This window comes from Arthrobacter alpinus (assembly GCF_001445575.1).
Taxonomy (GTDB): Bacteria; Actinomycetota; Actinomycetes; order Actinomycetales; family Micrococcaceae; genus Specibacter; species Specibacter alpinus_C.
This window is the reverse complement of the sequence record NZ_CP013200.1, coordinates 2,841,865-2,867,913: the sequence shown is the minus strand read 5'-3', so window position 1 is coordinate 2,867,913 and position 26,049 is coordinate 2,841,865. Positions and strand designations below refer to the sequence as shown.

17 protein-coding genes and 3 pseudogenes are annotated in these 26,049 nt (G+C 60.7%); 11 read left to right on the top strand and 9 right to left on the bottom strand.

Translation table 11 applies throughout. The features are described 5' to 3' along the window. Window positions 1–12: 12 nt before the first annotated feature. The 5 genes and pseudogenes from AS189_RS12705 to AS189_RS12685 form a co-directional block, all read right to left on the bottom strand. A pseudogene (locus AS189_RS12705) lies at window positions 13–1,676 on the bottom strand (ABC transporter substrate-binding protein). A gap of 184 nt (window positions 1,677–1,860) precedes the next feature. Continuing rightward, on the bottom strand, window positions 1,861–2,508 hold the full coding sequence (locus AS189_RS12700) for a dihydrofolate reductase family protein (RefSeq protein ID WP_062289543.1): 648 nt from the start codon (window positions 2,506–2,508) through the stop codon (window positions 1,861–1,863). A 66-nt stretch (window positions 2,509–2,574) separates the two neighbouring features. After that, window positions 2,575–4,032: an MFS transporter gene (locus AS189_RS12695; protein WP_062289539.1), complete on the bottom strand. Its 1,458-nt coding sequence runs from the start codon at window positions 4,030–4,032 to the stop codon at window positions 2,575–2,577. 233 nt (window positions 4,033–4,265) lie between these two features. Further along, window positions 4,266–5,162, bottom strand: coding sequence for an SMP-30/gluconolactonase/LRE family protein (locus AS189_RS12690; RefSeq protein WP_062289536.1), 897 nt, complete (start codon window positions 5,160–5,162; stop codon window positions 4,266–4,268). Between the two features lie 43 nt (window positions 5,163–5,205). Continuing rightward, window positions 5,206–6,255 carry a LacI family DNA-binding transcriptional regulator gene (locus AS189_RS12685; protein WP_062289535.1) on the bottom strand — a complete coding sequence of 350 codons (1,050 nt, stop codon included), beginning with the start codon at window positions 6,253–6,255 and terminating at the stop codon, window positions 5,206–5,208. Window positions 6,256–6,538: 283 nt separating this feature from the next. On the opposite strand from AS189_RS12685, the gene AS189_RS12680 reads away from it, so the two are divergent. Next, on the top strand, window positions 6,539–8,050 hold the full coding sequence (locus tag AS189_RS12680) for an alpha-N-arabinofuranosidase (RefSeq protein WP_062289531.1): 1,512 nt from the start codon (window positions 6,539–6,541) through the stop codon (window positions 8,048–8,050). A 169-nt stretch (window positions 8,051–8,219) separates the two neighbouring features. Here the strand turns inward: AS189_RS12680 and AS189_RS12675 are convergent, their stop codons facing one another. The 4 genes from AS189_RS12675 to AS189_RS12660 form a co-directional block, all read right to left on the bottom strand. After that, entirely contained in the window at window positions 8,220–8,642 is a 423-nt protein-coding gene (locus AS189_RS12675) for an organic hydroperoxide resistance protein (protein ID WP_062289528.1), read from the bottom strand. An 11-nt stretch (window positions 8,643–8,653) separates the two neighbouring features. Continuing rightward, window positions 8,654–9,142 (bottom strand): MarR family winged helix-turn-helix transcriptional regulator, encoded by a 489-nt coding sequence (locus AS189_RS12670; RefSeq protein ID WP_062289525.1) that lies wholly within the window; start codon window positions 9,140–9,142, stop codon window positions 8,654–8,656. Window positions 9,143–9,282: 140 nt separating this feature from the next. Beyond that, on the bottom strand, window positions 9,283–11,241 hold the full coding sequence (locus AS189_RS12665; RefSeq protein WP_082634281.1) for an ABC transporter ATP-binding protein: 1,959 nt from the start codon (window positions 11,239–11,241) through the stop codon (window positions 9,283–9,285). Then, on the bottom strand, window positions 11,238–13,112 hold the full coding sequence (locus tag AS189_RS12660) for an ABC transporter ATP-binding protein (protein WP_062289524.1): 1,875 nt from the start codon (window positions 13,110–13,112) through the stop codon (window positions 11,238–11,240). The genes AS189_RS12665 and AS189_RS12660 overlap by 4 nt, the downstream gene beginning before the upstream one ends. A 230-nt stretch (window positions 13,113–13,342) precedes the next feature. Between AS189_RS12660 and AS189_RS12655 the strand changes: the two genes are divergently transcribed. The 10 genes and pseudogenes from AS189_RS12655 to AS189_RS12615 all read left to right on the top strand — a co-directional run bounded on the left by AS189_RS12655 (window position 13,343) and on the right by AS189_RS12615 (window position 26,040). Next, window positions 13,343–13,951, top strand: coding sequence for an SGNH/GDSL hydrolase family protein (locus AS189_RS12655; protein WP_062289521.1), 609 nt, complete (start codon window positions 13,343–13,345; stop codon window positions 13,949–13,951). Further along, window positions 13,944–16,103, top strand: coding sequence for an alpha-galactosidase (locus tag AS189_RS12650; RefSeq protein WP_062289518.1), 2,160 nt, complete (start codon window positions 13,944–13,946; stop codon window positions 16,101–16,103). Before AS189_RS12655 ends, AS189_RS12650 begins: the two co-directional genes overlap by 8 nt. A 19-nt stretch (window positions 16,104–16,122) precedes the next feature. Continuing rightward, complete coding sequence (locus AS189_RS12645) at window positions 16,123–17,337, top strand: ROK family transcriptional regulator (protein ID WP_062289516.1); 1,215 nt, start codon at window positions 16,123–16,125, stop codon at window positions 17,335–17,337. Window positions 17,338–18,150: 813 nt separating this feature from the next. Beyond that, on the top strand, window positions 18,151–19,851 hold the full coding sequence (locus tag AS189_RS12640; protein WP_062289513.1) for an ABC transporter substrate-binding protein: 1,701 nt from the start codon (window positions 18,151–18,153) through the stop codon (window positions 19,849–19,851). 44 nt (window positions 19,852–19,895) lie between these two features. Continuing rightward, window positions 19,896–20,885, top strand: a complete 990-nt coding sequence (locus AS189_RS12635) for an ABC transporter permease (protein WP_062289510.1) — start codon at window positions 19,896–19,898, stop codon at window positions 20,883–20,885. A gap of 14 nt (window positions 20,886–20,899) precedes the next feature. Further along, a complete protein-coding gene (locus tag AS189_RS12630) occupies window positions 20,900–21,868 on the top strand; it encodes an ABC transporter permease (protein ID WP_062289496.1) in 969 nt (322 codons plus the stop codon). Between the two features lie 33 nt (window positions 21,869–21,901). Further along, window positions 21,902–22,737: pseudogene (locus tag AS189_RS12625) on the top strand (ABC transporter ATP-binding protein). Continuing rightward, window positions 22,734–23,525, top strand: coding sequence for an ABC transporter ATP-binding protein (locus AS189_RS12620; protein ID WP_062289493.1), 792 nt, complete (start codon window positions 22,734–22,736; stop codon window positions 23,523–23,525). Before AS189_RS12625 ends, AS189_RS12620 begins: the two are co-directional and overlap by 4 nt. Beyond that, window positions 23,522–24,051: pseudogene (locus AS189_RS21265) on the top strand (glycosyl hydrolase 2 galactose-binding domain-containing protein); the annotation flags it as partial. The gene AS189_RS12620 and the pseudogene AS189_RS21265, both read left to right, overlap by 4 nt. Next, the gene (locus tag AS189_RS12615) at window positions 24,052–26,040 is read left to right on the top strand and encodes a glycoside hydrolase family 2 protein (RefSeq protein ID WP_424581573.1); all 1,989 of its coding nucleotides are present in this window, start codon (window positions 24,052–24,054) and stop codon (window positions 26,038–26,040) included. It abuts the pseudogene before it with no gap. Window positions 26,041–26,049: the final 9 nt, after the last annotated feature.

Below are 26,049 nucleotides of genomic sequence, written 5' to 3'. Positions count from 1 at the left end.
CTCGAAGGGAGGTTAGTTCGCCAACCAGGTATCGAAGAAGGTGGGCGAGGCCACGGCAGTGGTGGCAGCTACGTTCTTCAATTTCTCCGAGTACAAGAAGTGGTTTTGCTGATCATAGAGCGGCAAGAGGTAGTAGCCCTCGAGCACCTTCTTCTGCGCTTGGGTATAGAGGTCCTTACGCTCGGCCTCATCCTTGGTGGACCCTGCGGTGTTCAGCAAGGCATCCAGGGCCGGGTCCTTGACCTGGGAGAGATTGGCGAAGTAGCCGGACGGTGCAGGGATGGTGGAATCAGAATGGAAGAGGATGGACAGCACACCAGGGCCCACCTTGGTGTACGGAGCGGAGACCAGGTTGTAGCTGTTGGTAAACAGTTCGCCGTACCAGCTGGAGATATCCAGCAAGTTGATTTTGATCTCGATGCCCGATTCCTTGGCCGTCGCCTGCATCTGCTCAAAGAGAGACTGCTCGGCGGGGATGGACTGGCTGGTGCTCACGGGGAAGGTCAGGGAGAGTCGGACGCCGTCCTTGACGCGGTAGCCCTGGGCATCACGTTCACTCCATCCGGCCGCGTCCAACAATGCGCCCGCCTTCGTGGGGTCGTAGCTGAACAGCGATTCTTCTGAGTAAGCCAAAGGCTCCACACTGGATAGCGGCGAGTATGAGCGTTTGGCGGTGCCAAAGAACAAGGAATCGACGCTGGCGTTGACATTCACCGCGTGAATGAAGGCTTCGCGGACCTTTTCGTCATTGAAGGGGCCTTGGAAGAGTTCAGCTCAATCCGGTTGGACGCACCGGGACGCGGTGCATCCAAATGTTTGATGGTTGAGGTCTTCACGGCCGTGGCGATGGCGTCTGGCTGGGCGTTGTCAATGATGTCTACTTCACCGGCCTGTAGCGCGGCGTAACGCGTGGCTGCCTCGGGGATGAAGCGCCAGGTGATGGAGTCTAGGTACGCCTGCCCATCATGTGCGGCGCCTGGAACCGGCAGTACGTAGTCTGTGTTGCGGACCATCTGCACGGAGTCCTGCTTCTTCCAAGTCTCCACCTTGAACGGTCCGGTGCCCACAGGGGCTGCACAGTTTTCTTCCTGGGTGCGCTTCAGTGCTGTGGGGGATTCGATCGCCACCCACGGCATGGAGAAGGACTCGAGCAGGGAGTTGTCCGGCGTCTTGAGCTTAAGCTCGAGGGTGCTCGCATCAACGGCCTTCATGGAAGCGATCTTGCCCAGCGCCAAATAGCCTGTGGAGGATGCCGTTTTAGGGTCCAAGAGGTGTTCAAAGTTGACCTTGACGGCGGCGGCGTCCAAGGCGGTGCCATCGGTAAAGGTGATACCGTCACGGATCGAAACAGTCCGCGTTAGCCCGTCGTCGGACACGGTGGAGTCCTTGGCGAGCCAAGGGATCAGCTTGCCATCAGCATCCTTGGTGTACAGCGTTTCCAGGAACTGCGAGGCAACCAGAGCCTGGGGATAGTTGCCGCCAACGTGCGGATCCAAACAGCTGGGTTCAGCATCACCGGAAGCGTACACAAGGTTCCCGCCGGTGACGGGTGTGCCGGGATCAGAGCTGGCGTCCGACGTCGTGCCTGAGGGTGTGCAGCCGGCCAGAACCAATGCTGCGGCCAGGGCGGTCGCGATCGGAAATAGCTTGGTGGCCAAGGGGCGAGCGAGAGTCATGAGGGTCTTCCTGCGAACCGGTGAATGGAGCGATGCAGGTGCTCTCTCCCTCGTTCCTCACAAGTCCTAGCCTGGAGGCACGCGTCAGCGGGCACCGCCACCAACCTTAGCGGCTCTAGGGACCTATGTGCGGCGAAATATGAGGCACATCATAGCTGCTGTGGACTTTGCCTCAGGTAACGGCCTATCGCGTGAAGGTTACGTGGATGGTGCCGCTCTCGGAAACCTCGGTCCGCACGTTATGGGTGTGGTCGAGCCCGCCCAGCCCGTCCCAGAGCCGAGTTCCCCGCCCCAAAATGATCGGGGCAATCATCAGATGCAGATCATCGACCAGGCCCGCGCGTAAAAAGTTGCGTGCTGTGCCGACCCCACCGCCGATCCGCACGTCCAAGCCGCTGGCGGCCTTGGTGGCTTCGGCGAGCACGTCCTCAATTGTCACGTTTCTGAAGTGGAAGGTTGTTCCGCCCTCCATGGGGATCATGGGACGCGGTGCGGTAGTGCTGAGAACATAGACCGGGCATCCGAAAGGTGGCCGGACACCCCACCAGCCTTGCCACTGCGGATCATTTGGAAACGTGTGCAGGCCGAACATGCCCGCACCCATAATCTCGGCGCCTATACCGTCAAAGAACGCGCTGGCGTAGGCATCGTCGATGCCGGTGGTGCCAGCGCCGCTGCTGTCCTTGAAGACGTGTTCGCGGAACGTGCGGGTTGCGGCGTAGTTCTCTGTGAGACGCCCCCAGTCCTCGCCCATCGGATTTTCAGCGCTTTGCTTGGTCGATGAGGTGAAACCATCCAGTGAGAGGAACAGGTCGAGTCGAACGCGAGTCATCTACATGCTCCCATCGTGGGGTGTGGGTCAGTGCCGCCCATCAAGAATCACTGTACTGGTGCGGTCTCAGGGCTGGGAAGGGCCTGGGCCACCCGCCGGTTGAATGCTGGTCAGTGCCACGATGTGGGCTTCTTCCGGCTGTGAGCGGGGAATGCACAGTGCCAGCGCTCCGGCCAGCACTGTGGCGCCCAGAGCGATGGCAAAGCCCAGCTGGAATCCGGCCGCCGTGGGTGCGCCGTGTCCGGCACTGGATGCAGCAAGAATGGCACCCATGACTGCGGCCGCACTGCTGGTGCCTAGGGCCCGCATGAGGGAATTTAAACCGTTCGCGGCGCCGGTTTCGGTGTGCTTGACTGCGCCCATAATGAGCATGGGCATGGCGGAATAACCGATGCCGATCCCGGCCCCCACCAAGGCATTGGCGAGTAGAATGTGCCAGATTTCCGTGGATGCCAGCAGCGCTAATACATAGGCGAAGGCAATGACGACGGCGCTCAGCACCAAGGTGGCACGTCCTCCCACGGTGCGGTTCAACCGGGCCGCTATCGGCGCCATGGCAATTTGCACCAGCCCGGCCGGGGCAAGGATGAGACCGATGGCAATCAGCGTCTGGCCCAGTCCGAAGCCGGTACTTTTGGGGAGTTGCAGAATTTGGGGGAACAGCACCGCGGATGAAAAGAACGCAAAACCCAAGGCTATCGAGGCGAGGTTAGTCATCAGGACAGCCGGGCGTGCGGCCACGCGAAGATCAACCACGGGGTCTTTGAGCCGCAGTTCAAAAGCTCCCCAAGCCAAGAGCGCCAGGACGCCGCCGATACCCAGAATCAAGGTCGCCGGTGAATTCCATCCCCACGTGTTGCCCTGAGCCACCGCTACGAGAATTGCGGACAAAGAAAAGGACAGGCCAACGGCACCCACGTAGTCGAAGCTACCGGCCGCGAATTCCGTATCTTTGGGCACGATCCACGCCACGAGCGCTAATAACACCACGCCGAGCACCGTAGCGGTCCAGAATAGGGCATGCCAGTCAAAGGAATCTGCAATAAAAGAGCTGATGGGCAACCCTAGGGCGGCGCCGAAGCCGAATGACGCGCTGATCAGGGCAACGGCACCACCAACACGTTGTGCCGGCAAATGATCGCGCAGTACGGCAATACCCAGTGGGATGACGCCGGTCATGAGCCCCTGCAGCGCGCGCCCCACCAGCAAGACTGTCAGATTGGTGGAGGCGGCTGCCAAGATGTTCCCGACTATCAGTGCGAGCAACAGCACCAAAATGATTTTCCGTTTGCCTAGGAGATCGCCCAGACGCCCGGAAATTGGGGTGACGACGGCCGAGGTAAGCAGCGTAATGGTGACCACCCAAGCCGTGGCTTCGCGCGGTGCGTTCAACAGCTCTGGCAATTGAGCCTGAATCGGCACCACCAGGGTAAACATGAACGATGCGCACGCACCAGTGACTGCCAAGACGGCAATGAGCGGCCACGAACGGCGGACTGTGGTGGCGGGTTGAGCTGTTTTCATTGCTTCCTTTGGTGCGGGCATCAAGTGGTGCGGACAGAACCCGACGAGTTGGCGCTGTGCGCAAAGCTATCTATGGCAATCGGATGCCACCAATCCATTATTCCCATTCTTGCCGCTGGTCCACACTGTGGAAGGGTGGCGCGTCGTGCTTAAGCCGCCGAGTCGGACGGAGGCCCGTTGAGTCAGACGGGGCGCAGCGTCTGACTCGGCGGCTCTCCGTCTGACTCGAGGAACTACGGCGCGCGCGTGCCGTGGCCCTTCCGGCTTGAGGAACTGCGGCGTAGTCCTCTAACCCGCGCGGGCTCGAGCGCCAGCAGTGACAGGGGCGCGGCAATGGTGAATCCGTCCAGTGGACCCGGGGTATCCAGACCGATAGAGGCGCTGGTAACGATGACCAGCGGATCATCACTTGCTATGAGGGTGACGCTCGTGGGCTGTGAAACGGGTAGCTCAAGCGGTTTGGCGCAGCGTTCTCCGGGCTCGTAGACGTCCAAACGGTGCCCGCCCCACACGGCGTTCCAGAGTCGACCGTCGCGATCCACATGCATACCGTCAGGCGATCCGCCGTCGACCTTGAGGAACGGGTCAGCGCTGGAACCGGGCACCAGACTCTTGCTCAGGATCACTCCGGCCACAGTGTCCCCGATCAACATGGCTTGAATTTCTGGCAAGAAGATTGGTCCGTTGGGGATCTCGATCCCGCTCATAAGAGCGCTGACCTCGCCGGTCTCGGGGTCCCAGCGCCAGAGGTGACCATCGGGCGGCGAGCCGTCGTGCACCATTGTGCCGAACCAGCACGATCCGTCCGGGGCGAACGAGCCGTCATTGACCCGGTGGCGGCTGGGATTGAGCCCGGTGGAGGCGATTTCGGTAATGCTCCCGTCCTCGCGGAGCCAGGAAAGCCCGGTTCCGAGGGCCGCGATCAAACGTCCGTCGGGTGCCTTTTCCACGAAGCCCAGCGGGGCGTCGAAGGTGCGCACTAGTGTGGCCCTATCCGCCGAACCCGGTGTCCACGCATAGAGCTGGCCGCGGAGCAGATCCACCCAGCGGATGGTGCCGTCAATGATACGTAGGCCTTCGCCCAGTTCCAGGCGTGAGCCGCTGATGGGTTGCCAGGGGGAGTGGGTCATTGATTGCGCTTCCTGTGCTGCGGATAGATTTGGCCGGGGTGAGCTACGGGGAGCTCGAAATTCCGGAATCGGCAGTGGTGAACCCGGTGGACTCACGTTTCACGATGGAGAAGCCAGCTTTGACTGTTTGCGGTGCCGAGCGCGGTCCCTTTTCATTGATGCGCTCCACCAGCAGGTCCACGGCAGTCTCAGCGATTTCGAGCCGCCCCGGATCAACGCTAGTGAGCGACGGTAATGAGAATCGTCCTTCGTCGATATTGTCGAAACCAATCAGCGCCACATCCTCGGGCACGCGCCGGCCAGCATGCACCAAAGCACGCAGTGCGCCCAATGCCAGGGTGTCGTTGAGGGCAAAGATGGCGTCGAAATCGACCTTGGAGCGCAGCAGTTTTCGAGCTCCGGCGAGCCCGGTTTCCCTGGTCCATTTACCACCTCGCACCACCAGTTGGGGGTCTTCTGCGATGCCTGCCGCCGCAAGGGCTTGGTGATAGCCCCGCTCACGCAAACTCCCTGAACTTGCATCATCGTCGGCGGTCTCTGGCGCACCGATCAAGGCGATGCGAGTGCGGCCGATCTCCAATAAATGTTCAACTGCGGCTCTGGCAGAGGAGGTGTTGTGCATGGTGACGTGGTCCGTTGGTCCGCCAAAGATTCGTTCGCCGAGAAGAACCAGGGGATCGTTTCCGCGCAGGACATCTACGTCCTGCTGACCAATCTCCACGGGGCTAAAGAGTAAACCATCAATGTAGCGCAGCTGTCCGCCGGACAAGGTGGAAATTTCTTGTTCCCTGTCACCGTCGGTCTGTTCAATGAGAACCCGCAATCCACGTTTTTCCGCGGCCCGGATGACTGAATGGGCAAGCTCTGCAAAGTAGTTTTCCCGCAGTGAGGGAACCGCTAGGCCAATCACGCCGGTCTTTCCAGAGCGCAGACCCCGTGCAGAAAGATTGGGTCGGTAGCCCAGCTCGTCAATGATCGCACGAACCCGCAATCGCGTAGCGGGACCCACCTTCGGGTTGTCGTTCATGACATTAGAGACGGTCTTGATGGATACTCCGGCTGCGCGTGCCACGTCATGGATCGTCGGACTCATAACGATGTCACGCTCCTTTGCTCCTGGTCGTTTCTGCGATGGGGCACCTCTACATTGGCAATGTCTAGATCATAGCCAGCCTGCGCACTTAAGCCGTACAGCAGGGCCGCCACTTTCCTCGAATGTGCCACTTTCCCCGATCCTTGTGTAGCAAAAATAGAAAACCCTTGACGCTGTGCGAAACGCCGTTTAGCATTTTGGTACAACGTTGTACCTAGTGTAGCGCTAAGCAGTTCTCATTCGAGGAATGTGCGCTCCCAACCTTCTTTCTGACAGGAGAAACATGCCACATGCGCACCTGACTCTCGATCCGCACTTCACGGTGGGCCGGATTAACCGCCGTCTGTTTGGCTCCTTCGTGGAACATTTGGGCCGGTGTGTTTATGACGGGATCTACGAGCCTGGCCATCCCACGGCCAATTCCCAGGGCTTCCGCACGGACGTCATTGCTCTTGTCCGTGAGCTCGGCACCACCACCATCCGTTATCCGGGTGGCAACTTTGTCTCCGGCTACCGTTGGGAAGACGGCGTGGGTCCCCGGGCGCAACGGCCCAACCGTCTGGATCTTGCCTGGCATTCCACCGAAAGCAACGACGTCGGACTCGATGAGTTCGCTGGCTGGCTCAAGGACGTGGACGCGGATCTCATGTACGCCGTCAACCTTGGCACGAGGGGAACGCAGGAAGCACTCGACGTGCTTGAGTACGCCAATATTGACTCTGGCACGGCACTGTCCGATCAGCGCATCGCCAATGGCACCCCAAAGCCGCATGCGATTGGCATGTGGTGCCTTGGAAACGAGATGGATGGACCGTGGCAGTTGGGCCATGGAACCGCCATGGATTATGCCCAGCTGGCTGGTAAGACAGCCCGTGCCATGCGACAAATTGATCCCGATTTGGAACTTGTTGTCTGTGGCAGCTCCAGCGCCACCATGCCAACTTTTGGCGAGTGGGAACGTACGGTTCTGCTGGAGACCTATCATGACGTGGACTTCATCTCCTGCCACGCCTACTACGAACCTCACGGTGATGATTTTGCGAGCTTCTTGGCATCTGCCGTGAGTATGGACAGCTTCATTGAATCGGTCGTTGCCACCGCAGATCACGTCAAGGCTGTGCTGCACAGTGAGAAAACGATCAACCTGTCCTTCGATGAATGGAACGTCTGGTATCAATCCCGGTACAACGAGGTCGATAAAATCACCGATGCCAACGTCTGGCCCCAGGCTCCGCGGCTGTTGGAGGATTCCTATTCGGTGCTGGACGCCGTGGTCTTCGGAAACCTGATGATCGCCTTGCTCAGGCATGCTGACCGGGTAACATCAGCAAGCCTGGCGCAGTTGGTCAATGTGATTGCTCCGATCATGACCGAGCCCAATGGTCCGGCCTGGCGCCAAAGTACGTTTTACCCATTCGCTATCACCTCACGGTTGGCGCAGGGCACTGTTCTGGAACTCAAGCTCAGTTCCCCGACAGTACACACGGATGCCTACGGGGAGGTTTCCATGATCGATTCGGTGGCCACTCACGATGAGACTACCGGAGCGAGTGCTGTCTTCTTGGTCAACCGAAGTCTCACCGAAACCCTGGACGTGCGCATCGATGTCAGCCGCCTGGGCGTGAGTCGAATCGTCAGCGCAGAAACACTGCACGATGCCGATATCCATGCAAAGAACACCTTGGACGATCCTCTGAGGGTGACGCCTCACAGCAACGGCACGGCCAGCCTCGATGCCGGAACCGTCACCGTGACGCTCCCGCCGGTCTCCTGGACGGCGCTGGCCCTCCACTAGCGGAGAGAGCTCTCAATCGTCAATATCGCCTCCGTCATCGGGCTGGTGGCAGGCAAGGGGGATGTGGCTTACGCGGCATCCCTCGGGGCATGAAAATAGGGCGTGGTCCGTCCGGTGTCGGGCGGACCACGCCCTATTTTGGCCTTAAAGCCTGAGCAGTTGAACGGTTCTAGTCGTCAGAGACCGTAATGGTGACCTCAATGTTGCCGCGAGTGGCATTGGAGTACGGGCAGACCTGATGAGCGGCATCAGCCAGCGCCTGAGCGGCAGCGTGCTCGATTCCCGGCAGGACAACCTCCAGAAGTACGGAGAGTTCAAATCCGCCCTTTCCGTTGGATCCGAGGTGGACCTGGCCGCCTACTGAGGAATCGGCGATGTCGACCTTTTGTGTGCGGGCAACCATCTGCAATGCCGAATGGAAGCAGGCCGCATAGCCAGCTGCGAATAGTTGCTCAGGGTTGGCTCCGGCTCCTGATCCGCCCATGGACTTGGGGATAGCAAGGTTCAAATCAATGCCGCCATCGGAGGAGCGGACGTGGCCGTCGCGGCCGGCTCCGGTGGCGATGGCTTCGGCGGTGTACAGGGGTGTCATAGGACTGCCTTTCATAGACATGAGTTATGGATTGGAAGTGCTGGGTCAATCTCGGTGCGCGGTAATTGCGCGCATGCCCTTGGTGATGCGATGCAACTCCTGGACCAGCGCGCGAGCTTGTTCGGGGAGTCGAAGCCATACGCGCCGCGGAGTTCCTTCAGGGCCACAAGAACCTTTTTGAGGACTGAAGCGCCTGTGTCGGTCAGTGAGGCGGTGACCACGCGTTCATCTGGGGAGGTGCGTGCCCGGGACACCAGCCCGCGTTCATCGAGCCTGCGCAGAACTGGGGACAATGTTCCGGAATCTAGGCTCATGCGTTTGCCGAGATCACTAACGGTTAGCCCCTCGGGCGCAGTGCTGAGCTCTAGTAGCGCAATGTACTGCGTGTAGGTCAGCTCCCATGGTTCCAAGGCAACTTTATGCGCCTTGGCAACCGCGTTCGACGCGGAGTAAATGGCGAAGCAAACCATGGAATCGAGGTGGTATTCGTTGTCCAGCATGTTTCAAGTGTACACAATTAAATTGCGCACAACCAATTAGCTCAAAAACTAGAGCGGATGGCAGTGAATCACCGTCAAAAATAGGCTGGTAGAGCTGAACGCGGAGAGCTACACCAGTACAGAACTAGACCCGTGCAGAACTAGACAAGCGAGTCTTGCCACGCCCCGTGTAGTGCGGCGAAGCGTCCGCCGCCCGCGATCAATTTCGCGGGGGAGCCGTCCTCCACGATGCGCCCCTCGTGGACGACCAGGACTCGATCAGCCATGACTACGGTGGACAAGCGGTGCGCGATGATCAGCGCAGTCCGGCCCGTTGCGCCACCCTCAGAATTTTGGAGACCCTTGGTCCCTGTAACGTCTGCCGTCTCTGCCGCCCCCGCAGCACCCAGCAGCTTCTGCAAGCCGCCTTGGACCAGTCGCTCCGACGGGATATCCAGCGAGGACGTTGCCTCGTCAAGGATGAGCACCGCAGGATTGGCCAGGAAGGCCCGGGCAAAGGAGATCAGTTGCCGCTGCCCAGCTGAGACGCGGCCGCCGCGCTTGTTCACGTCCGTGTCGTAGCCTTCCGGAAGGGCCCTGATGAACTCGTCGGCACCTACATCGCGGGCGGCGGCCTCGATCTGGGCTCGGCTGGCTCCCGGGTTACCCAGGGCAATATTGTCGGCAACCGAGCCACTGAAAAGGAACGCCTCCTGCGTCACCATGACTACGGCACGGCGCAGATCGGCGGTCGATAGCTCACGCAACTCCACGCCGTCGAGCGTTAACGAGCCTGCGCTCACGTCATAGAAACGGGCCAGGAGTTTGGCCAGCGTGGACTTTCCGGCGCCCGTGGCGCCCACTACGGCTACCGTCTGACCGGCCGGAATATGCAGATCTAAACTCGGCAGCACCATGGGCCCGGTGGCATAACGGAACTCGGCGCCGGTGAAGCGGATCTCGCCACGCGCCGCGGGCAGCGGGCGGGGATGGCGCGGCGGACGTACGGTAGGGACTTCCTCTAACAGCCCGGAGACCTTTTCCAGCGCAGCCTGGGCTGACTGGAACGAGTTGTAGAACATGGCCATCTGACTCACGGGTTGGAAGAAGCGTTTGGTGGCCAGGAGGAGGGCCAGGAGCGCGCCCACCTCCAACGCGCCACCGAGCACGCGGAAACCACCGGCGAGCAAAACAACCGCAACTGCCAGGTTGCCGATCAACACCAGACCCGGCTGGAAAACCCCGTTGAGGTTGATGGAACGGACGGTGACGCGGCGGTAATCTTCGGCGAGAGCATCGTACTTGGCCGCGTTCTCCTCTTCGCGCCGGAACGCCTTGACCGCACGGATGCCTGTCATGGTCTCGATGAAATGCACAATCAGCGCCGCGGACACCACACGCGAGGAACGGTAGGCGGCCTGCGAACGCTTTTGGTACCAGCGCGAGAGCAGGAGCATGGGCACCGCCGACGCCACTACCAGCAAGCCCGTAATTGGATCCAGCGCGAAGATCGACACGGCCGTCAACCCCATGAAGACCAGCCCCGAGGCGAGCGAGGAAATCCCTGAATCGAGCAGCTCGCGCAGGGCTTCCAAGTCTGATGTCTGGCGCGAAATGATGCGCCCGGAGGTGTATTGCTCATGAAATTCCATACTGAGCCGCTGCGTATGCCGGAACACCTTAATGCGTAGATCTAGCAGCATCGCCTGACTCAGCCGCGCAGTCGCCGTCAGATACGCCGCCGTCAGCCAGGAGCCGATCAGCGCGGCCACAATGTAGCCGCCGCCAGTGATAATGAGCGGCAGGGCAGAGGAGTCGGGCTTCGTGGTAAGCGCGGGCAGCGCCGTATCAATCCCGTAAGCAATGAGCAGTGGACCGGCAACTTTCGCGGCCTGCGAGAGCACCACGAGCGCCACGGTGATAGCGAATCGCAGCCGCACCGGACGCAGCAACGCCCCCAAGAGCTTCACGGATCGACGGCGCACGGCACGGCTGGCCTCGCGGCTCAGATCTACCCGATCCTCATCCGTGGTGCCCTGCGGCGCGGCTTTTGTGGTCTTCAGCTTGCCGGCCTTAATGGTCGACGCCGGAGCGTCTTTACGTTGATGGCCGCGGCTCATGCGCGCGCCCCCTTCGGTGCTTGCGAGTCTGCCGGTGCGTGGCGCTCGGCCCCAAGGTCATCCGGTAATTCATCATCTGGATCGCTGTCCAGATCGCGCGGTTCCTCTGTCAGGCTGGCCAGTACGTAGCGGTAGTGGCTGTTGCCAGCGAGCAGTTCGGCGTGGGTTCCCACGGCGGTAATGCGACCTTCTTGCAACAAGGCCACCCGATCTGCCATGGCCACAGTGGACGGGCGGTGAGCCACGATTAAGGTGGTGGTGCCCACCAATTCTGACCGGAGCCGGTCACTCACGCGCTCTTCGGTGTTCACATCGAGCGCCGACAACGGGTCATCCAACACCAAAACGGCGGGTTTGGCGGCGATGGCACGGGCCAAGGCAATGCGCTGGCGCTGGCCACCGGACAGGCTGAGCCCTTCCTCGCCAATTAGGGTCTCCACGCCATCGGCGAGAGAGTAGGCAAATCCTGCCTGCGCCACCTCCAAGGCCCGTGCCAGGACCTGATCGCTGGATAGACCGGGGTGATCGGCCGCGCCCAGCAAAACGTTTCCACGGACCGAATGGGAGAACAGGGTGGTGTCTTCAAAAGCAACGGAGACGTGCCGGCGTAGCTCGGCTAGGGGCAGCTGGCGGATGTCTGTGCCATCGAGGAGAACCGTGCCAGAGGTGACGTCATAGAGCCGGGGCACCAGATTGAGCAGGGCACTTTTGCCGCTGCCGGTCACACCCACCAGCGCCATGGTTTCACCCGCGTGGAGGGTCAGGTCGATGCCGTTCAGTAGATCGTCGGTGCCATTCGGGCTGTCGGGGAAGCGGAAGTGGACGTCCCGAAATTCAAGGTCGCCGCGTACTTGATTTAGCGACGCCGGGGACTGTGGATCGGTGATGGTGTTCACGGCGTCCATAACTTCAAAATGTCTGTCCAGAGCGGTTTTGGCGGCAAACGTCATGGCGAGCAGCGGGCCCATCGATTCCACGGGGCCAGCCACCACGGCAGCCGTGGCGAAAAACGCAACCAAGGCTCCGACGTCGAGCCTTCCCTCAGAAACCAACAGGATGCCCACCACCAAGCCTGCGCCCAAGGCGAGCTCGGGCAGCAGCGAGACGACCAGCGAAAAAATGGCGAGGGATTTGGCTTTATGAATTTCGGTGGCCTGCAGCTCCTGCGCCTGGGACGCAAATGAATCCAACGCTTCCTGACCGCGGCCAAACGCCTTCAGCACGCGGATGCCATGGACGGACTCCTCCACGGTGGTGGCCAGATCTCCGGCCTGATCCTGGCTCTTGCGGCTGACCCGCCCGTAGGAGCGCCGGAAGCGGTAGCCGAAAATGACTATCGGCACGGCGGCGGCGAGGAAAATCAGTCCCAGTTCCCAGCTCATGGAGAACATCAGCGCCACACCAATTACGACTGTCAGCGCCGTCACTACCAGCATGATGGCGCCAAAAGCCATCCAGCGGCGCATGAAGTTCAGATCGCTCATAGCCCGGCTCAGCAGCTGTCCGGAGCCCCAGCGATCGTGAAATTCCACGGCGAGTTGTTGGAGATGCCGGTAGAAGGAGGTGCGCATGCGCGTTTCTACCGTGGTGACCGGGACCAGTACAAACTGGCGGCGCAGGGCGATCAAGCCAGCTTCGAGGATGCCCAAGACCAGGACCACGGCGGCCCCAATCCACAGTGCCTGCGCTCCATTGCCGGGGAGAAACGCCGTGTTGACCAGGGAGCGGTACACCTGCGGGATGGCCAGGGCCACGGCGCTGGCCGCGAGGGCGCTGAGGAAACCCCAAATGAGCGGCCACATCATGGGCCTTAGTTGTGGGGCCAGCCGGCCTAGGGAAGTCCAGAGTGTGGTGGTGTCGTTGTTCGCCATGCGTTGGTGTAACTGCCCCCAGATAAGGATGTGTTTGTGGATTTTCTAGCCTACGCCAGCCATCTTGGGGCAGGCGACGCCTGCGGTTGCTGGACAGCCACAACGCTCTATCGCGTCATGGGTGAAATGGCCTGTTGACTCGGTGCGTAATAGTGGCGCGATTGCCGCCGCGTGCCCTAAACGTGACTTACATTAGTCACTAAACAAAGTTTAAGTGGTCAGGAGTCAGTGTGGAAAAGTCTCAACAGCGCAGCATCCTTTTTGCCGGCGATAGTGTTACCGATTGTGGCCGTCGTGAGGACCCGCGAGGGCTGGGCGATGGGTACGTCAACTTCATCGCCGCCGAAGTAGCTCAGCAGGGGGTCGCCGTCAGTAATGTGGGCATTGGTGGTGACAGGGTAGTTGATTTGCAACGCCGATGGGCAAAGGACGTGCTCAGCAGTAGTGCGCAGGTGCTCTCCATACTGGTCGGCATTAACGACACCTGGCGCCGCTTTGACAGCAATGAGCCCACTACCGCGGCGGCCTTTGAAGAGGGTTACCGCGAGCTGTTGACGCAAGCCGAGCCGCACTTTCAGCGCATCGTCCTGGTCCAGCCTTTCCTGCTCCCCGTCACAGCAGGCCAACAGGACTGGGCGGAGGATCTGCGGGATAAGCAGCATGCCGTGGCCCGGTTGGCCGCCGAATTCGGCGCCGTTTTGGTCCCTGCCCATGAGCGTCTTACCGCCCTGGCAGCCGACGGTGGCGGCAATACTGCTCTTGCCAACGACGGCGTTCACCCAACGTCCCTGGGCCATGCCGAGCTCGCCAGCATCTGGTTGGAGACCGTTAATGTCTGAGCCCACGCGGTCGGAACCCACGCTCCTCCAGTTGCGTGCAGGCCACACCGGAGTTGTTCTTCGGCTGACAGAGACCGAACTGCCACAGATTCTGCACTGGGGCGCAGACCTCGGCGAGGTGACCGGCGTCGAGCTTGAGGACTTTGCCAACAACGCCCAGCTAGGGTTGGAGAATTCCGTTGACATCCCTGTTCGGGTGAGCGTGGTGCCCGAACTTTCCTCCGGATGGATGGGCATTCCTGGTCTGCGCGGCCACCGCAGCGGACAGGCGTGGACCCCGAAGTTCAGCGAATTGGGCCACACGCTCGAGGGCAACAACGTCACCTCACGTGGTGTCGATCGCGAATCGCAGCTGGAACTCACGGTGGACATGGAGCTGCTCGATTCCGGGCTCCTGCGCCTGCGCGCTACCGTGCGAAACCTTGGTGAAAGCGATTACAACCTTGAGCAGCTGCTCGTGGCACTTCCGGTGTCTGGCAGCGCCACCGAAACTTTGGATCAGGCCGGGCGCTGGAGCAAGGAACGCACCCCGCAGCGTCGCGATATCACCGTCGGTACGCATCTGCGCGAGAACCGCCGCGGGCGCACGGGAGCCGACGCCGCAACGGTGCTGATTGCCGGCGAACACGGTTTTGATTTTGGGCACGGAGAGGTATGGGGCCTCCATGTTGGCTTTAGTGGCAATCACGTTTCTTATGTTGAGCGCACCGCCACGGGCCGGACCATCTTGGGCGGTGGGGAGCTCCTGCTGCCGGGCGAGGTGGTCCTCTCAGCTGGTGCCAGCTACACCACTCCTTGGGTTTATGGCTGTCACGGAGTCGGCCTGGATGCGGCCGCACGCCAGTTCCACAACTACTTGCGCGCCCGTCCGCAGCACCCGAGCACCCCGCGCCCCGTCACCCTCAACACCTGGGAGGCCGTCTACTTCGATCACGACCTGACGCGCTTGCTGGCCCTGGCCGACAAGGCTGGCGAAATGGGCGTTGAGCGATTTGTGCTCGACGACGGTTGGTTCCGCGGGCGCCGCGACGATTCCGCTGGTCTGGGGGACTGGTTCGTAGACGAAGATGTCTGGCCGGAGGGACTTCATCCGCTCAGCAACCACCTGGCGACGTTGGGGATTGAATTCGGGCTGTGGTTCGAACCCGAAATGATCAATCCAGAATCTTTGTTGGCGCGTGAGCATCCGGAATGGATCCTCCAGCCTGCAGGCCGACTCCCGCTGGCAGCACGTTCGCAACAGGTCCTGAACATTGCCATCCCGGAAGCGTTCGCTTACATATTGGAGCGCATCAGTGAGTTGGTGAGTACCTACAACATTGGCTACATCAAGTGGGACCACAACCGTGACTTGCTTGAGGCTGGATCCACGGCAACGGGAAGCGCAGGCGTCCACGAACAGACCTTGGCTACCTACCGTTTGCTCACTGCCCTGAAGGAGGCTCATCCGGGATTGGAGATTGAATCATGTTCCTCAGGTGGTGCACGCGTGGATCTGGGCATTCTGGAGCACACCGACAGGATTTGGGCTAGCGACTGCATCGACCCGCTGGAACGCGCGCAAATCCTGCGCTGGACGGCACAATTACTGCCGCCGGAACTGGTCGGCAGCCACGTGGGCAGCCCGCAGTCGCACACCACCGGGCGCACCCATGACCTCTCATTCCGGGCCGCCACCGCGCTCTTTGGCCACTACGGCATTGAATGGGACATCACAGTCCTCACCCCAACGGAACAGGCAGAATTGAGCAGCTGGATTGAGCTCTACAAGGAACAGCGGGAGCTGCTGCATAGCGGCGACGTGGTCCGGGTGGACCATCCAACCCCGGAAATCAGCGCCCACGGCGTCATTGCCGCAGACCGTTCGGCTGCCCTCTTTGAGCTCACGGTCCTGTCCCGGCCCAGCTGCTGGCCGCCTGCCCCAGTGCGGCTGACAGGCTTGGACCCGGCGCGAAGCTACGCCATCAGTCATGTTGGTCCCAAGCCCCCTTTGGGGACCAATAATGATTCGCCTGCTTGGATGAACGACGGCGGGATTCGGCTCAGTGGTGCCATGCTCGCTGCGGCTGGACTCGCCATGCCGCCGCTGCAGCCTGAGCATTCGGTGGTGGTCTTGTTGGAGGCGCTTGATGCGGGCGGAAGCGCCTCATGAGTGCCACTAGTATCGAATCATGATCAAGGTTAAGGCTCCGCTCCGGCAAGATTCTCGTGGCAGGGTGCTGGATATTATCCGAGCCACCGAACCCACCAGCAGGATTGAGCTGGTCCGGGAAACGTCGCTAACCCCGGCCTCCATCACCCATTTGGTGCGTGACTTGTTGGTTCAGGGATTGGTGCGCGAAGTTGGACAGGCGGAATCCACGGGAGGCAAGCCACGCACATTGCTGCGACTCAACCATGATTCCATGACGGCCATCGGTGTGCAGCTCGGTGCTGCATCGGTGGGAATTGTCGCGGCGAATCTGGCCGGAGACATTGTGGGCCGGCAGGTTTTGCGTGGTGTTGCGGACCTGGACCCACAGGTCATTGTCGCATTTCTCGCCGATGCCGTGGCGGAACTCATTGACAACCTTGGCCTGGACCGCAGCACCATTGCCGGCATTGGGGTCGCGATGCCTGGTCCGCTGGATATCTCCGGCGGATACCTGCGCAATGTTTCGTATCTGGAAAACCTCTCCGGATTTGCCTTGGCTGATGAGCTGGAGACGGCAACGGGTCTGCCGATCGTCATTGACAACGACGCCACGGCAGCCGCCGTCGGCGAATATTGGTTGGGGACCACGGACAAGCACGCCGCGTATGCCACGGTGTATTTGGCGACGGGCATTGGCTCCGGGCTGGTGGTCAATGGAATGCCGTATCGCGGCAGCAGTTCCAATGCCGGGGAGCTGGGGCATGTGAGCGTGGATTTCCGCGGACCCGAATGCACCTGCGGCAATCGGGGCTGTCTGGAATTGGTGGCAGCACCACCGGTTCTTGTGGAGCGGGCCAGGCAGGCGCCGCCGTCGGCCGGTTTGGGGGAGATCTCCCGAGACAATGTTGAGGACGCCATGTCCCAGTTGGGCATTCTCGCCTCGCGGGGCAATGAGGCTGCCCTGACCATCATTCGCGACGGAGCGGAATTACTGGCCTGCGGCATTGTCACGCTCGTGAACCTATTTGACGTGGACATGGTGGTGCTGGCCGGTCCCGGATTCACATCGTGCGCGGCCATTTATCTCGAGGCCGCACAAAAGGCGCTGGATTCACGCACTCTGGCCAGGGGAGTGCACACGGTGAGTGTGGTTCCCTCGGCCAGCCCTCGCGATGCCGCAGCTCTTGGCGCCGCGACGTTGGCCCTGCAGGACAAACTTGAACGGAAACCTGCAGCCACCGAGAAGAAATAGAACGCACGGAGCTCTGTTGCCGAGCCCCGCCCCGCTCCGGACCTCTCCGGTCCTTCCACCCGCAACCGTCCCGGCCCTGTTCGCCCCGGTTGAGCAACCCTCCGTACCAACCCGGCTCGAGTGTCCACTTAACGTACGGTTTGGGCTGTTTTCGCGGCTAAAACGTACATTAACTGGACACTCGAGTCCCGAATCACGGTCCAGGGCCTGAATTCCGCCACCGCCACATCTAGCCCGAGCCCAGCCCGAGCCCAGCCCGGCCCTGCACGGACCTGCCCTGCCATGTCCTACCATGCCCTGCACGGACCTGCCCTGCCATGTCCTACCATGCCCTGCCCCGCCTTGCCCGGCCCCGCCCTGCTCTGCCCCGCCTTGCCTGGCCCCGCCTTACCCGGTCCTGCCACCCGCAACCGTCCCGGCCCTGTTCGCTCCGGTTGAGTAATCCTCCGTGCCAACCCGGCTCGAGTGTCCACTTAACGTACGGTTAAGGCTGTTTTCGCGGTTCAAACGTACATTAACTGGACACTCGAGTCCCGAATCACGGTCCAGGGCCTGAATTCCGCCAGTCTCAAGCCCCAGGACACTCACCCGCTACCGCCCCGAGCCCCGCAACCACCGCCAAGTCCAACCCCACCCACTATGGCCTGTGTCACATTACGACCCAATAAGCAAGCCTGAACCGTCTTCAAAAAACATTGTTGACAGACTTAATTAAGTCCAATATAAAAGTATCTATGCGTTTCAAACGGCGCACACAGTGCGGTGGATCACATTCGCCCCGATGCGCTGTGAATCTTCAATGAACGGTCAAAGATGTCTCATCTCAAGAAGCGCAAACTCGCCATGAGTGTTGTGGCTGTTGCTGCAGCCTCGCTCCTGGCGTTGTCCGGCTGTGGCAGTGACACAGGCAGTTCCAAGAACTCAGCCGGTGGCGGAGACTCCGCCATTACCGTCTTCAATGGAGCAACCGGGGCCATCTCCGAGAACTGGAACCCGTTCTCACCCACCATGCTCCAGCCCACCCAGGGTGTCATCTACGAGCCACTGTTTTACTACAACCTCGCAGCCGCCTCTGAGCCGACCCCCATCCTGGCCACCGCGTACAGCTGGAATGATGCCGGTACCGAGCTGACCATCACCAACCGCGAAGGCGTCAAGTGGTCAGACGGCCAGCCGCTGACCTCCAAGGACGTCGCCTACACGTTCAACTTGATCCATGAGAACCCCGCATTGAACACGAGCGGCCTGAACGCCACGGCAAAAGCCACGGATGAGAAGACCACGGTGCTGACGTTCGAGAAGAGCTCGTTCATGCAGGAACCGCAGATCCTGGGCAACCAGGCCATCATCCCAGAGCACATTTGGTCGAAAGTTACCGATCCCACCACCACCATCAACGCAAACCCCGTGGGCACCGGCGCGTACAAGGTGAAATCATTCAACGCACAGTCCTACGTGTTGGAAAAGAACCCCAATTACTGGGAAGCCGGTAAGCCGGAGATTGACAATGTTCAGTACATTTCCCTCGCTACGGCAGATGCCGCCAGTGCAGCTCTCGTGGCCGGCAAAGTGGACTGGATGAGCTCCTTCCTCCCCAATCTCAAGCAGATGATTGGGACTCAAAAGAACCTCAGCTACGTCAACACCCCGGCTATGACAACCTCGCTGTTCTCCTGCTCCAACGCAGCCCTAGGATGCAAGGGTGCGCAGACGGATGTGGCCGTCCGCCAGGCCATCTTCAACGCCATGGACCGCACCCAGCTGAACAAGCTGGCCGCGGGAGATTTCGCCGCTGCAGCTTCTCCCACATTGCTACTGCCGGAGCGTGATAAGAAGTGGATCGCCAACCCGGACGACGTCGAAATTAACCAGAGTGCCGACGTCGCCAAGGCCACCGGCATCTTGGAAGATGCAGGCTACGCCAAGGGTTCCGATGGTATTTACGCCAAGGATGGCCAGCGCGTGAGCGTCACGGTGCAGGTGGTTGCCGGTTGGAGCGACTACATCTCCGCCGTGCAGGTCCTGACCAGCCAGCTCAAGGAAGCCGGCATTGAGCTCAAGTCCATCCAGCTCTCCTACAACGAGTGGAGCAGCAACCAAACCAAGGGCACCTTCGAGCTGACCTTGGATTCCATTGGTCTGGGCGCCTCGGATAACCCGTACTACACCTACCAGCCTCGCTTCAACAGTTCCACCACGGCCAAGGTTGGCCAGGACGCCTCCACGGGTGGTAATTATGCCCGCTACCAGAACAAAACGGTCGACGCCGAACTGGCCAAGGCTGCCTCAACTGAAGACGAGGCTGCGCAGAAGGCATCGTACGCGGTCATCCAGAAGGAGATTGTCCGCGATCTGCCCTACATCCCGATCTACGTGAACTCCACACTGACCGAATTCAACACCGATCGTGCCACCGGCTGGCCCACCAATGATGACAAGTACGCGTTCGCCGCGTCGTGGAAATCATGGGATAACGGCATCGTGCTGAAGTCACTGACCCCGGCCAAGAAGTAGCCGTGGCGTTGGTGTCGAGCAACAGAACGGACGGTTGAGCAGGAATGCGGTTTTATCTTCAAAAACTGGTTTTTTATGTGGTGGCCCTGTGGGCAGCCCTGACACTGAACTTCTTCCTGCCCCGGTGGATGCCGGGTAATCCGGTAGACATCCTGATCTCCAAGCTCTCCGCGAAGGGTCCCGTCTCGGAGTCCACACGGCACGCATTGGAGCTGCTGCTCGGCACCAACTCCGACCAACCACTCATTCTCCAATACCTGAGCTACCTGGGCAGCGTGTTCCGCGGTGACCTGGGCGTTTCGGTCACGTACTTTCCCGCCAACGTCACCAACATCATTGGCGAGGCGCTGCCCTGGACCATCGGTCTGATCGGCGTCGCCACCATCATCTCCTTCGTGGTGGGCATTGCGCTGGGCCAACTAGCGGGCTGGAAGCGCGGCTCCTGGCTGGATAACGTCATCCCCGTCACCACCATGTTCCAAGCGGTCCCGTACTTCTGGCTGGCACTGGTGCTCTTGTTCCTGCTGGCCAGCAAGGTCCAGATGTTCCCGCTCAGCGGCGGCTACGACGTCTACTCAGTCCAACCCGGCATGAGCTGGGACTTCATCTCTAGCGTGTTTTATCATGGTGCCTTGCCGGCCCTCACCATCGTCCTGTCCTCCATTGGCGGCTGGATGATGGGCATGCGCAACATGATGGTCTCCACCCTCTCCGAGGACTACATCGTCACCGCCGAAGCCAAGGGCCTGCACCCGCGCCGCATCATGACCTCCTACGCAGCCCGCAACGCCGTATTGCCCTCCCTCTCCGGCTTCGCCATCTCACTGGGCTTTGTGGTCTCCGGATCCATCGTCACCGAGATGGTCTTCTCCTACCCAGGAATCGGCTCGGCCCTGTTGACCGCCGTCCAAAGCAACGACTACGCACTCATGCAAGGCATCTTCCTCGTCATCACCATCTCCGTCCTGGGCGCCAACTTGCTCGTCGACCTCCTCTACGCCCTCATCGACCCCCGCACCCGCGTGCGCGCTTAGCCGGAAGGAACACAATGGAAACAACTCTTGAAGTACAGAGTCCCGCCGCTGCCCCTGCGCCCGTGAAAGCGAAGAAGGTACGACGTCGGCCACGCTCAGCTAAGCTCGTGGCTGGCTTGGCGATCGCTGGGGCCATCACCCTCTTTGGCCTTGTGGGTCCGTGGGTTCTGGGTGATCCCAACGCCATTAGCAATGACACCTTGGCCGCACCGGGCAACGGCATGTGGCTGGGTACCACCCAGACCGGCCAGGATGTGCTGGCTCAGTTGGCCTACGCCACTCGAGGATCGCTCATCATCGGGGTGCTTGTTGGTCTGATGGCCATTGTGGCCTCAGCATTCTTCGGCATTGTGGGTGCTTACATAGGCGGCTGGGTCGATGAAGGGTTTTCCCTCATCACCAACGTCATGCTTGTCATCCCCGGCTTGCCCCTGGTCATCGTCATTTCCAGCTACGTCCCGGACAAGGGCCTGCTGCTGATCGCTGGGGTCTTGGCCCTGACCAGCTGGGCCGGCGGTGCGCGAGTTTTGCGCGCGGTAACCCTGAGCCTGCGCAACCGCGATTATGTGGCCGCATCCCGGGTCTCCGGGGAAAAGACCTGGCGCATCCTGTTGGTAGAAATCCTGCCCAACTTGATGCCCGTGCTGGCCTCTCAAATGGTGTTCGCCGTCATCTTCGCCATTCTGGGCGAAGCCGGCCTGGCCTTCATTGGCTTGGGCGCCTCAGGCACCTGGACCTGGGGTTCCATGCTGTTCTACGCACAGAATGGCCTGGCCTTGCGCTTGGGTGCCTGGTGGTGGTTTGTCCCACCGGGACTGCTCATCGCCCTCTTTGGTGCCGCACTGTCCCTGATCAACTTCTCCATTGACGAGATCATCAACCCCAAGCTGCGCGATCAAACCCTCGCCACCCGCAAGCGCTGGGCCAAGAACGCACCCAAACCCAGCGCCGACGCCGCAGTGTCCACTGGAACAGGAAGGTAAGCGGCCGTGAATGCAACTGAAAGAGAAGCAGTCCTGAGCATTGAAAACCTCAGCATTGACTACCAAGGTGAAACATCGTCCACGCCGTCAAAAACGTCACACTGTCCTTAGGCCGCGGGGAGATCCTTGGCCTGGCGGGGGAGAGTGGCTGTGGTAAAACCACGCTGGCCTACGGGGTGAACCAGCTGCTGAAACCGCCGGCCCGGATTGTTTCTGGCCGGGCTACCTTTCACGATAAGGACGGGAGCAACTTTGTCCTCAATGATCTCAAGGGTGAATCGCTGCGTGCTTTCCGCTGGAACAAGATCTCCATGGTTTTTCAGGGCGCCATGAACTCCCTGAACCCCGTGCTGAACATCCAATCCCAACTTGAGGACATCTTCACCACTCACCGCCCCGCCATGGCCAAGGCAGAGCGCCGGGAACTCTGCGGGGATCTCTTGGAACGTGTGGGTGTCAACCGCAACAGGGTCCGTTCCTTCCCGCACGAACTCTCCGGAGGCATGCGCCAGCGCGTCATGATCGCCATGGCCATGGCACTCGATCCGCAAATCATGATCATGGACGAGCCCACTACGGCCCTGGACGTGGTGGTGCAACGCGAGATCTTGCGTGAAATCACCCGGCTCCGTGAGGAGCTTGGTTTCGCCGTCATATTCATCACCCATGATCTGCCACTACTGCTGGAAATTAGCGACCGCATTGCCGTCATGCGCGGCGGGGAAATTGTGGAACTCGGCGACGCCCGTCAGGTTTATACCAACCCCACTCACGAGTACACGCGCAAACTCCTGAACTCGTTCCCCAGCCTGACAGGTGAACGCGGAGACTTCATCCGCCACGGGCGCACTTTGGAAGGAATCTCATGAGCAGCCTGGAATTTCACAACGTGGTCAAGGAATATCGGCTGCGCGGCGGCTGGCACGGGCGCGCCCTGAAGGCCGTCAAAAACGCAAGCTTCACGGTGGAATCTGGCAAAACCGTTGCCTTGGTGGGTCAAAGCGGCAGCGGAAAATCCACCATCGCCAAATTGCTGATGCAGTTGGAGCGTCCCACCAGCGGAAACATCATGCTCGACGGCGTTCCCGTCCAGCGCCGCGGTGCTGGCCTTCGCCAATACCGCCGTGATGTTCAAATGGTGTTCCAAGACCCCTTCGCCTCACTGAACCCGTTCCACACCGTGGGTCATCATTTGGCCCGTCCGTTGAAGCTCCACGGCAAAGCGAAAACACCCGAAGAGGTAGATGCGGCAGTCGCCGAACTCCTTACCCGAGTCAGCTTGGATCCCGAAGCAGCCCACAAGCATCCCCACGAGATGTCCGGTGGACAGCGCCAGCGGGTGGCCATTGCCCGTGCCTTGGCACCTGAGCCAAAGATTCTGGTGGCAGATGAACCAGTCTCCATGCTGGATGTCTCCATCCGCCTGGGTGTGCTGAACTTGCTGGCCGATCTGCAACGCGAAAAAAACTTAGGCGTTCTCTACATCACCCACGATCTGGCGACGGCCCGGCACTTCTCCGACGAAATCATGGTCATGTATCAGGGTGAAATTGTAGAAGCAGGCCCGTCCGATGAGGTCATCCTCAACCCGCAACACCCCTACACCCAGCTTCTCGCAGAAGCAGCCCCCAACCCGGAAAAGAGACTTGCCCAGTGACTATCGTTACCACTGACCTGCTCGCCGCACCCACCGTGACCGACCTGAGCAGCGCTGGCGGGACCCGCTGGCAGCTCTGTCCCACCACTGAACTCCCGGCGGGAGTGACGCTGGGCGCTGAGGCTGTTGACGCCGTCGTACCTGGCGAAGTACACACTGATCTCCTGCGGGCCGGGCTCATTCCGGACCCCTTTGACGGAAATAACGAACAGAAGCTGGCCTGGATCGGGCTCACGGATTGGCAGTACCGCACCGTGTTTATGTTGCGAACGGGCAGCATGCGCGCCATGATCTGGTGGCTGACGGGCTGGATACGGCAGCCACCATTCGCCTCAATGGCAAGGTGGTGGCCAGCACGGCAAACCAGCACCGCTCCTACCGCTTTGATGTGCGCGAGTTCCTGGTCCAGGGCGAGAACGAGCTGATCATTGATTTCCGCGCGCCCGTGACGTACGCCCGCGAGCAGAGTGAGCTGCTTGGGCCGCGGCCGCAGGTGAACCACCACCCGTACAACGCCGTCCGCAAAATGGCGTGCAACTTTGGCTGGGACTGGGGCATCGACATTGCGGGGGCCGGGATTTGGAAGGGCATCCGGATCGAATCGTGGTCTGGGGCGCGTATTGCCTCAGTCCGCCCGCTAGCAACGCTGGATCCCGACGGCACCGGTGTGCTCGAAACTCACGTGGAGCTGGAATGGGACGGCGGCACCGCTGCGTTGGGAACGGCCGAGTTGAGTATTTCCGTGGCCGGCCACCGCAGTCTTGTGAGCGTGGGATCGGCCGACGGCGTTGCCACCTCGGTGTTGCGGGTCCCGGATGTGGCCCCGTGGTGGCCGCGCGGACACGGCGAGCAGGCGCTGCATGAGGTTCACGTTGAACTGAGTAATGCCGGCACCGACAGCCGGGCCTTGCGCGTTGGTTTCCGCACCATTGAGGTCCGCACCGATCCCGACGCCGATGGCACGTCCTTCAAATTCCGCGTCAATGGCGCCGATGTGTACATCCGGGGCTCGAACTGGATCCCGGACGACGCGCTGGTCACCCGGATCACCCGCGAAAGCATCGAGGCTTCCATCCGCGATGCCGCTGAGTCGGGCATGAACCTGCTGCGTGTCTGGGGCGGGGGCATGTACGAATCCGAAGACTTCTATGACGTATGCGATGAGTTGGGCATTTTGGTTTGGCAGGACTTCCTGTTCGCCTGTGCCGCCTACGCGGAGGAGGAGCCGCTGCGTTCGGAGGTCATTGCTGAGGCACGCGAAGCGGTCACCCGACTCAGCGCTCACGCTTCCTTGGCGCTGTGGAACGGTTGCAACGAAAACATCTGGGGCTGGGTGGAGTGGAATTGGCAGGTTCCGCTGGCTGGCCGTACTTGGGGAGAGGGCTACTACCGGGAAATCCTGCCGGAAATTGTGGGCGAACTTGACCCGCGCACCCGGTATTCAGCAGGTAGTCCTTTCTCCTATGGTGACCACATGCACCCCAATGATCCGCGCCACGGGACCACACACATCTGGGACGTCTGGAATGAAAAGGATTACTCCCACTACGCCACGTACAAGCCACGGTTCGCCTCTGAATTCGGTTTCCAGGGCCCGCCGGCCTGGTCCACGCTGACCAGCGTTGTCCACGATGAGCCCTTGGCCCCGTACGGGGAGCAGATGCTGGTTCACCAAAAGGCTGATCAGGGAAACTTGAAGCTGGAGCGTGGCCTCGGCGAACACCTGCCGCAGCCGGAATCCATCGAGGACTGGCACTGGGCCACGCAGCTGAACCAGGCCCGTGCGGTGGCGTTTGGCATTGAGCACTTCCGCAGCCTGTTCCCGCTCAACCAGGGAACCGTCACGTGGCAGCTCAACGATTCCTGGCCAGTGGTTTCCTGGGCCGCTGTGGACAGCCACGGTATTCGCAAGCCCCTGTGGCACGCTTTGAAGCATGTGTACGCGCCGCGCCTGGCCACCATTCAGCCGCGCGAAGGAGGCCTGTCCGTTGTGCTGCACAATGATACGGATGAGCCTTTGACGGCGGCGTTGCAGCTTCAGCGTTTAGCCACCGGAATGGGTGGGGCGGTCTTGGCGCAGGAGCTGTTGAGTGTTTGCATTCCTGCCCGCGATGCGGCTACATACCTATTGCCCGCGCAGATTACTCAGCCAGGCGACGCAACTGCCGAGTTCATCCAAGTGTGCGCGCTTGATGCCGGGCTCGAGCTGGCGCCTGCCTTTGGCTACTTTGTTGAGGATACGGAGTTGGCCTTGGCGGATCCGGCAGCGGCATTGAGCGCATCTGCCCAGCTGATCGAGGGCGGCGTTGCTGTGACGGTTCAGGCCCATGCCTTGGTCAAGGATATTGCCTTGTTCCCGGACCGGGTGGATGCTGCGGCGCGGGTGGATTCCTCCCTGATCACCCTGGTGGCTGGTAGCGAACACACGTTCCAGGTTATGGGTGAAAAGCTGGATCCAGAAGCGCTATGCAGCGCCGCTGTGCTGCGTTGCGCCAACGATCTGGTGCAAGGGTAGTCTGATTGC

Bases quoted from the DNA above. Each gene is read 5' to 3' on its own strand.
- AS189_RS12700 (WP_062289543.1), bottom strand. From the start codon at position 2,508: ATGACTCGCGTTCGACTCGACCTGTTCCTCTCACTGGATGGTTTCACC.
- AS189_RS12695 (WP_062289539.1), bottom strand. From the start codon at position 4,032: ATGAAAACAGCTCAACCCGCCACCACAGTCCGCCGTTCGTGGCCGCTC.
- AS189_RS12690 (WP_062289536.1), bottom strand. From the start codon at position 5,162: ATGACCCACTCCCCCTGGCAACCCATCAGCGGCTCACGCCTGGAACTG.
- AS189_RS12685 (WP_062289535.1), bottom strand. From the start codon at position 6,255: ATGAGTCCGACGATCCATGACGTGGCACGCGCAGCCGGAGTATCCATC.
- AS189_RS12680 (WP_062289531.1), top strand. From the start codon at position 6,539: ATGCCACATGCGCACCTGACTCTCGATCCGCACTTCACGGTGGGCCGG.
- AS189_RS12675 (WP_062289528.1), bottom strand. From the start codon at position 8,642: ATGACACCCCTGTACACCGCCGAAGCCATCGCCACCGGAGCCGGCCGC.
- AS189_RS12670 (WP_062289525.1), bottom strand. From the start codon at position 9,142: ATGCTGGACAACGAATACCACCTCGATTCCATGGTTTGCTTCGCCATT.
- AS189_RS12665 (WP_082634281.1), bottom strand. From the start codon at position 11,241: ATGAGCCGCGGCCATCAACGTAAAGACGCTCCGGCGTCGACCATTAAG.
- AS189_RS12660 (WP_062289524.1), bottom strand. From the start codon at position 13,112: ATGGCGAACAACGACACCACCACACTCTGGACTTCCCTAGGCCGGCTG.
- AS189_RS12650 (WP_062289518.1), top strand. From the start codon at position 13,944: ATGTCTGAGCCCACGCGGTCGGAACCCACGCTCCTCCAGTTGCGTGCA.
- AS189_RS12645 (WP_062289516.1), top strand. From the start codon at position 16,123: ATGATCAAGGTTAAGGCTCCGCTCCGGCAAGATTCTCGTGGCAGGGTG.
- AS189_RS12640 (WP_062289513.1), top strand. From the start codon at position 18,151: ATGTCTCATCTCAAGAAGCGCAAACTCGCCATGAGTGTTGTGGCTGTT.
- AS189_RS12635 (WP_062289510.1), top strand. From the start codon at position 19,896: ATGCGGTTTTATCTTCAAAAACTGGTTTTTTATGTGGTGGCCCTGTGG.
- AS189_RS12630 (WP_062289496.1), top strand. From the start codon at position 20,900: ATGGAAACAACTCTTGAAGTACAGAGTCCCGCCGCTGCCCCTGCGCCC.
- AS189_RS12620 (WP_062289493.1), top strand. From the start codon at position 22,734: ATGAGCAGCCTGGAATTTCACAACGTGGTCAAGGAATATCGGCTGCGC.
- AS189_RS12615 (WP_424581573.1), top strand. From the start codon at position 24,052: ATGGCGTGCAACTTTGGCTGGGACTGGGGCATCGACATTGCGGGGGCC.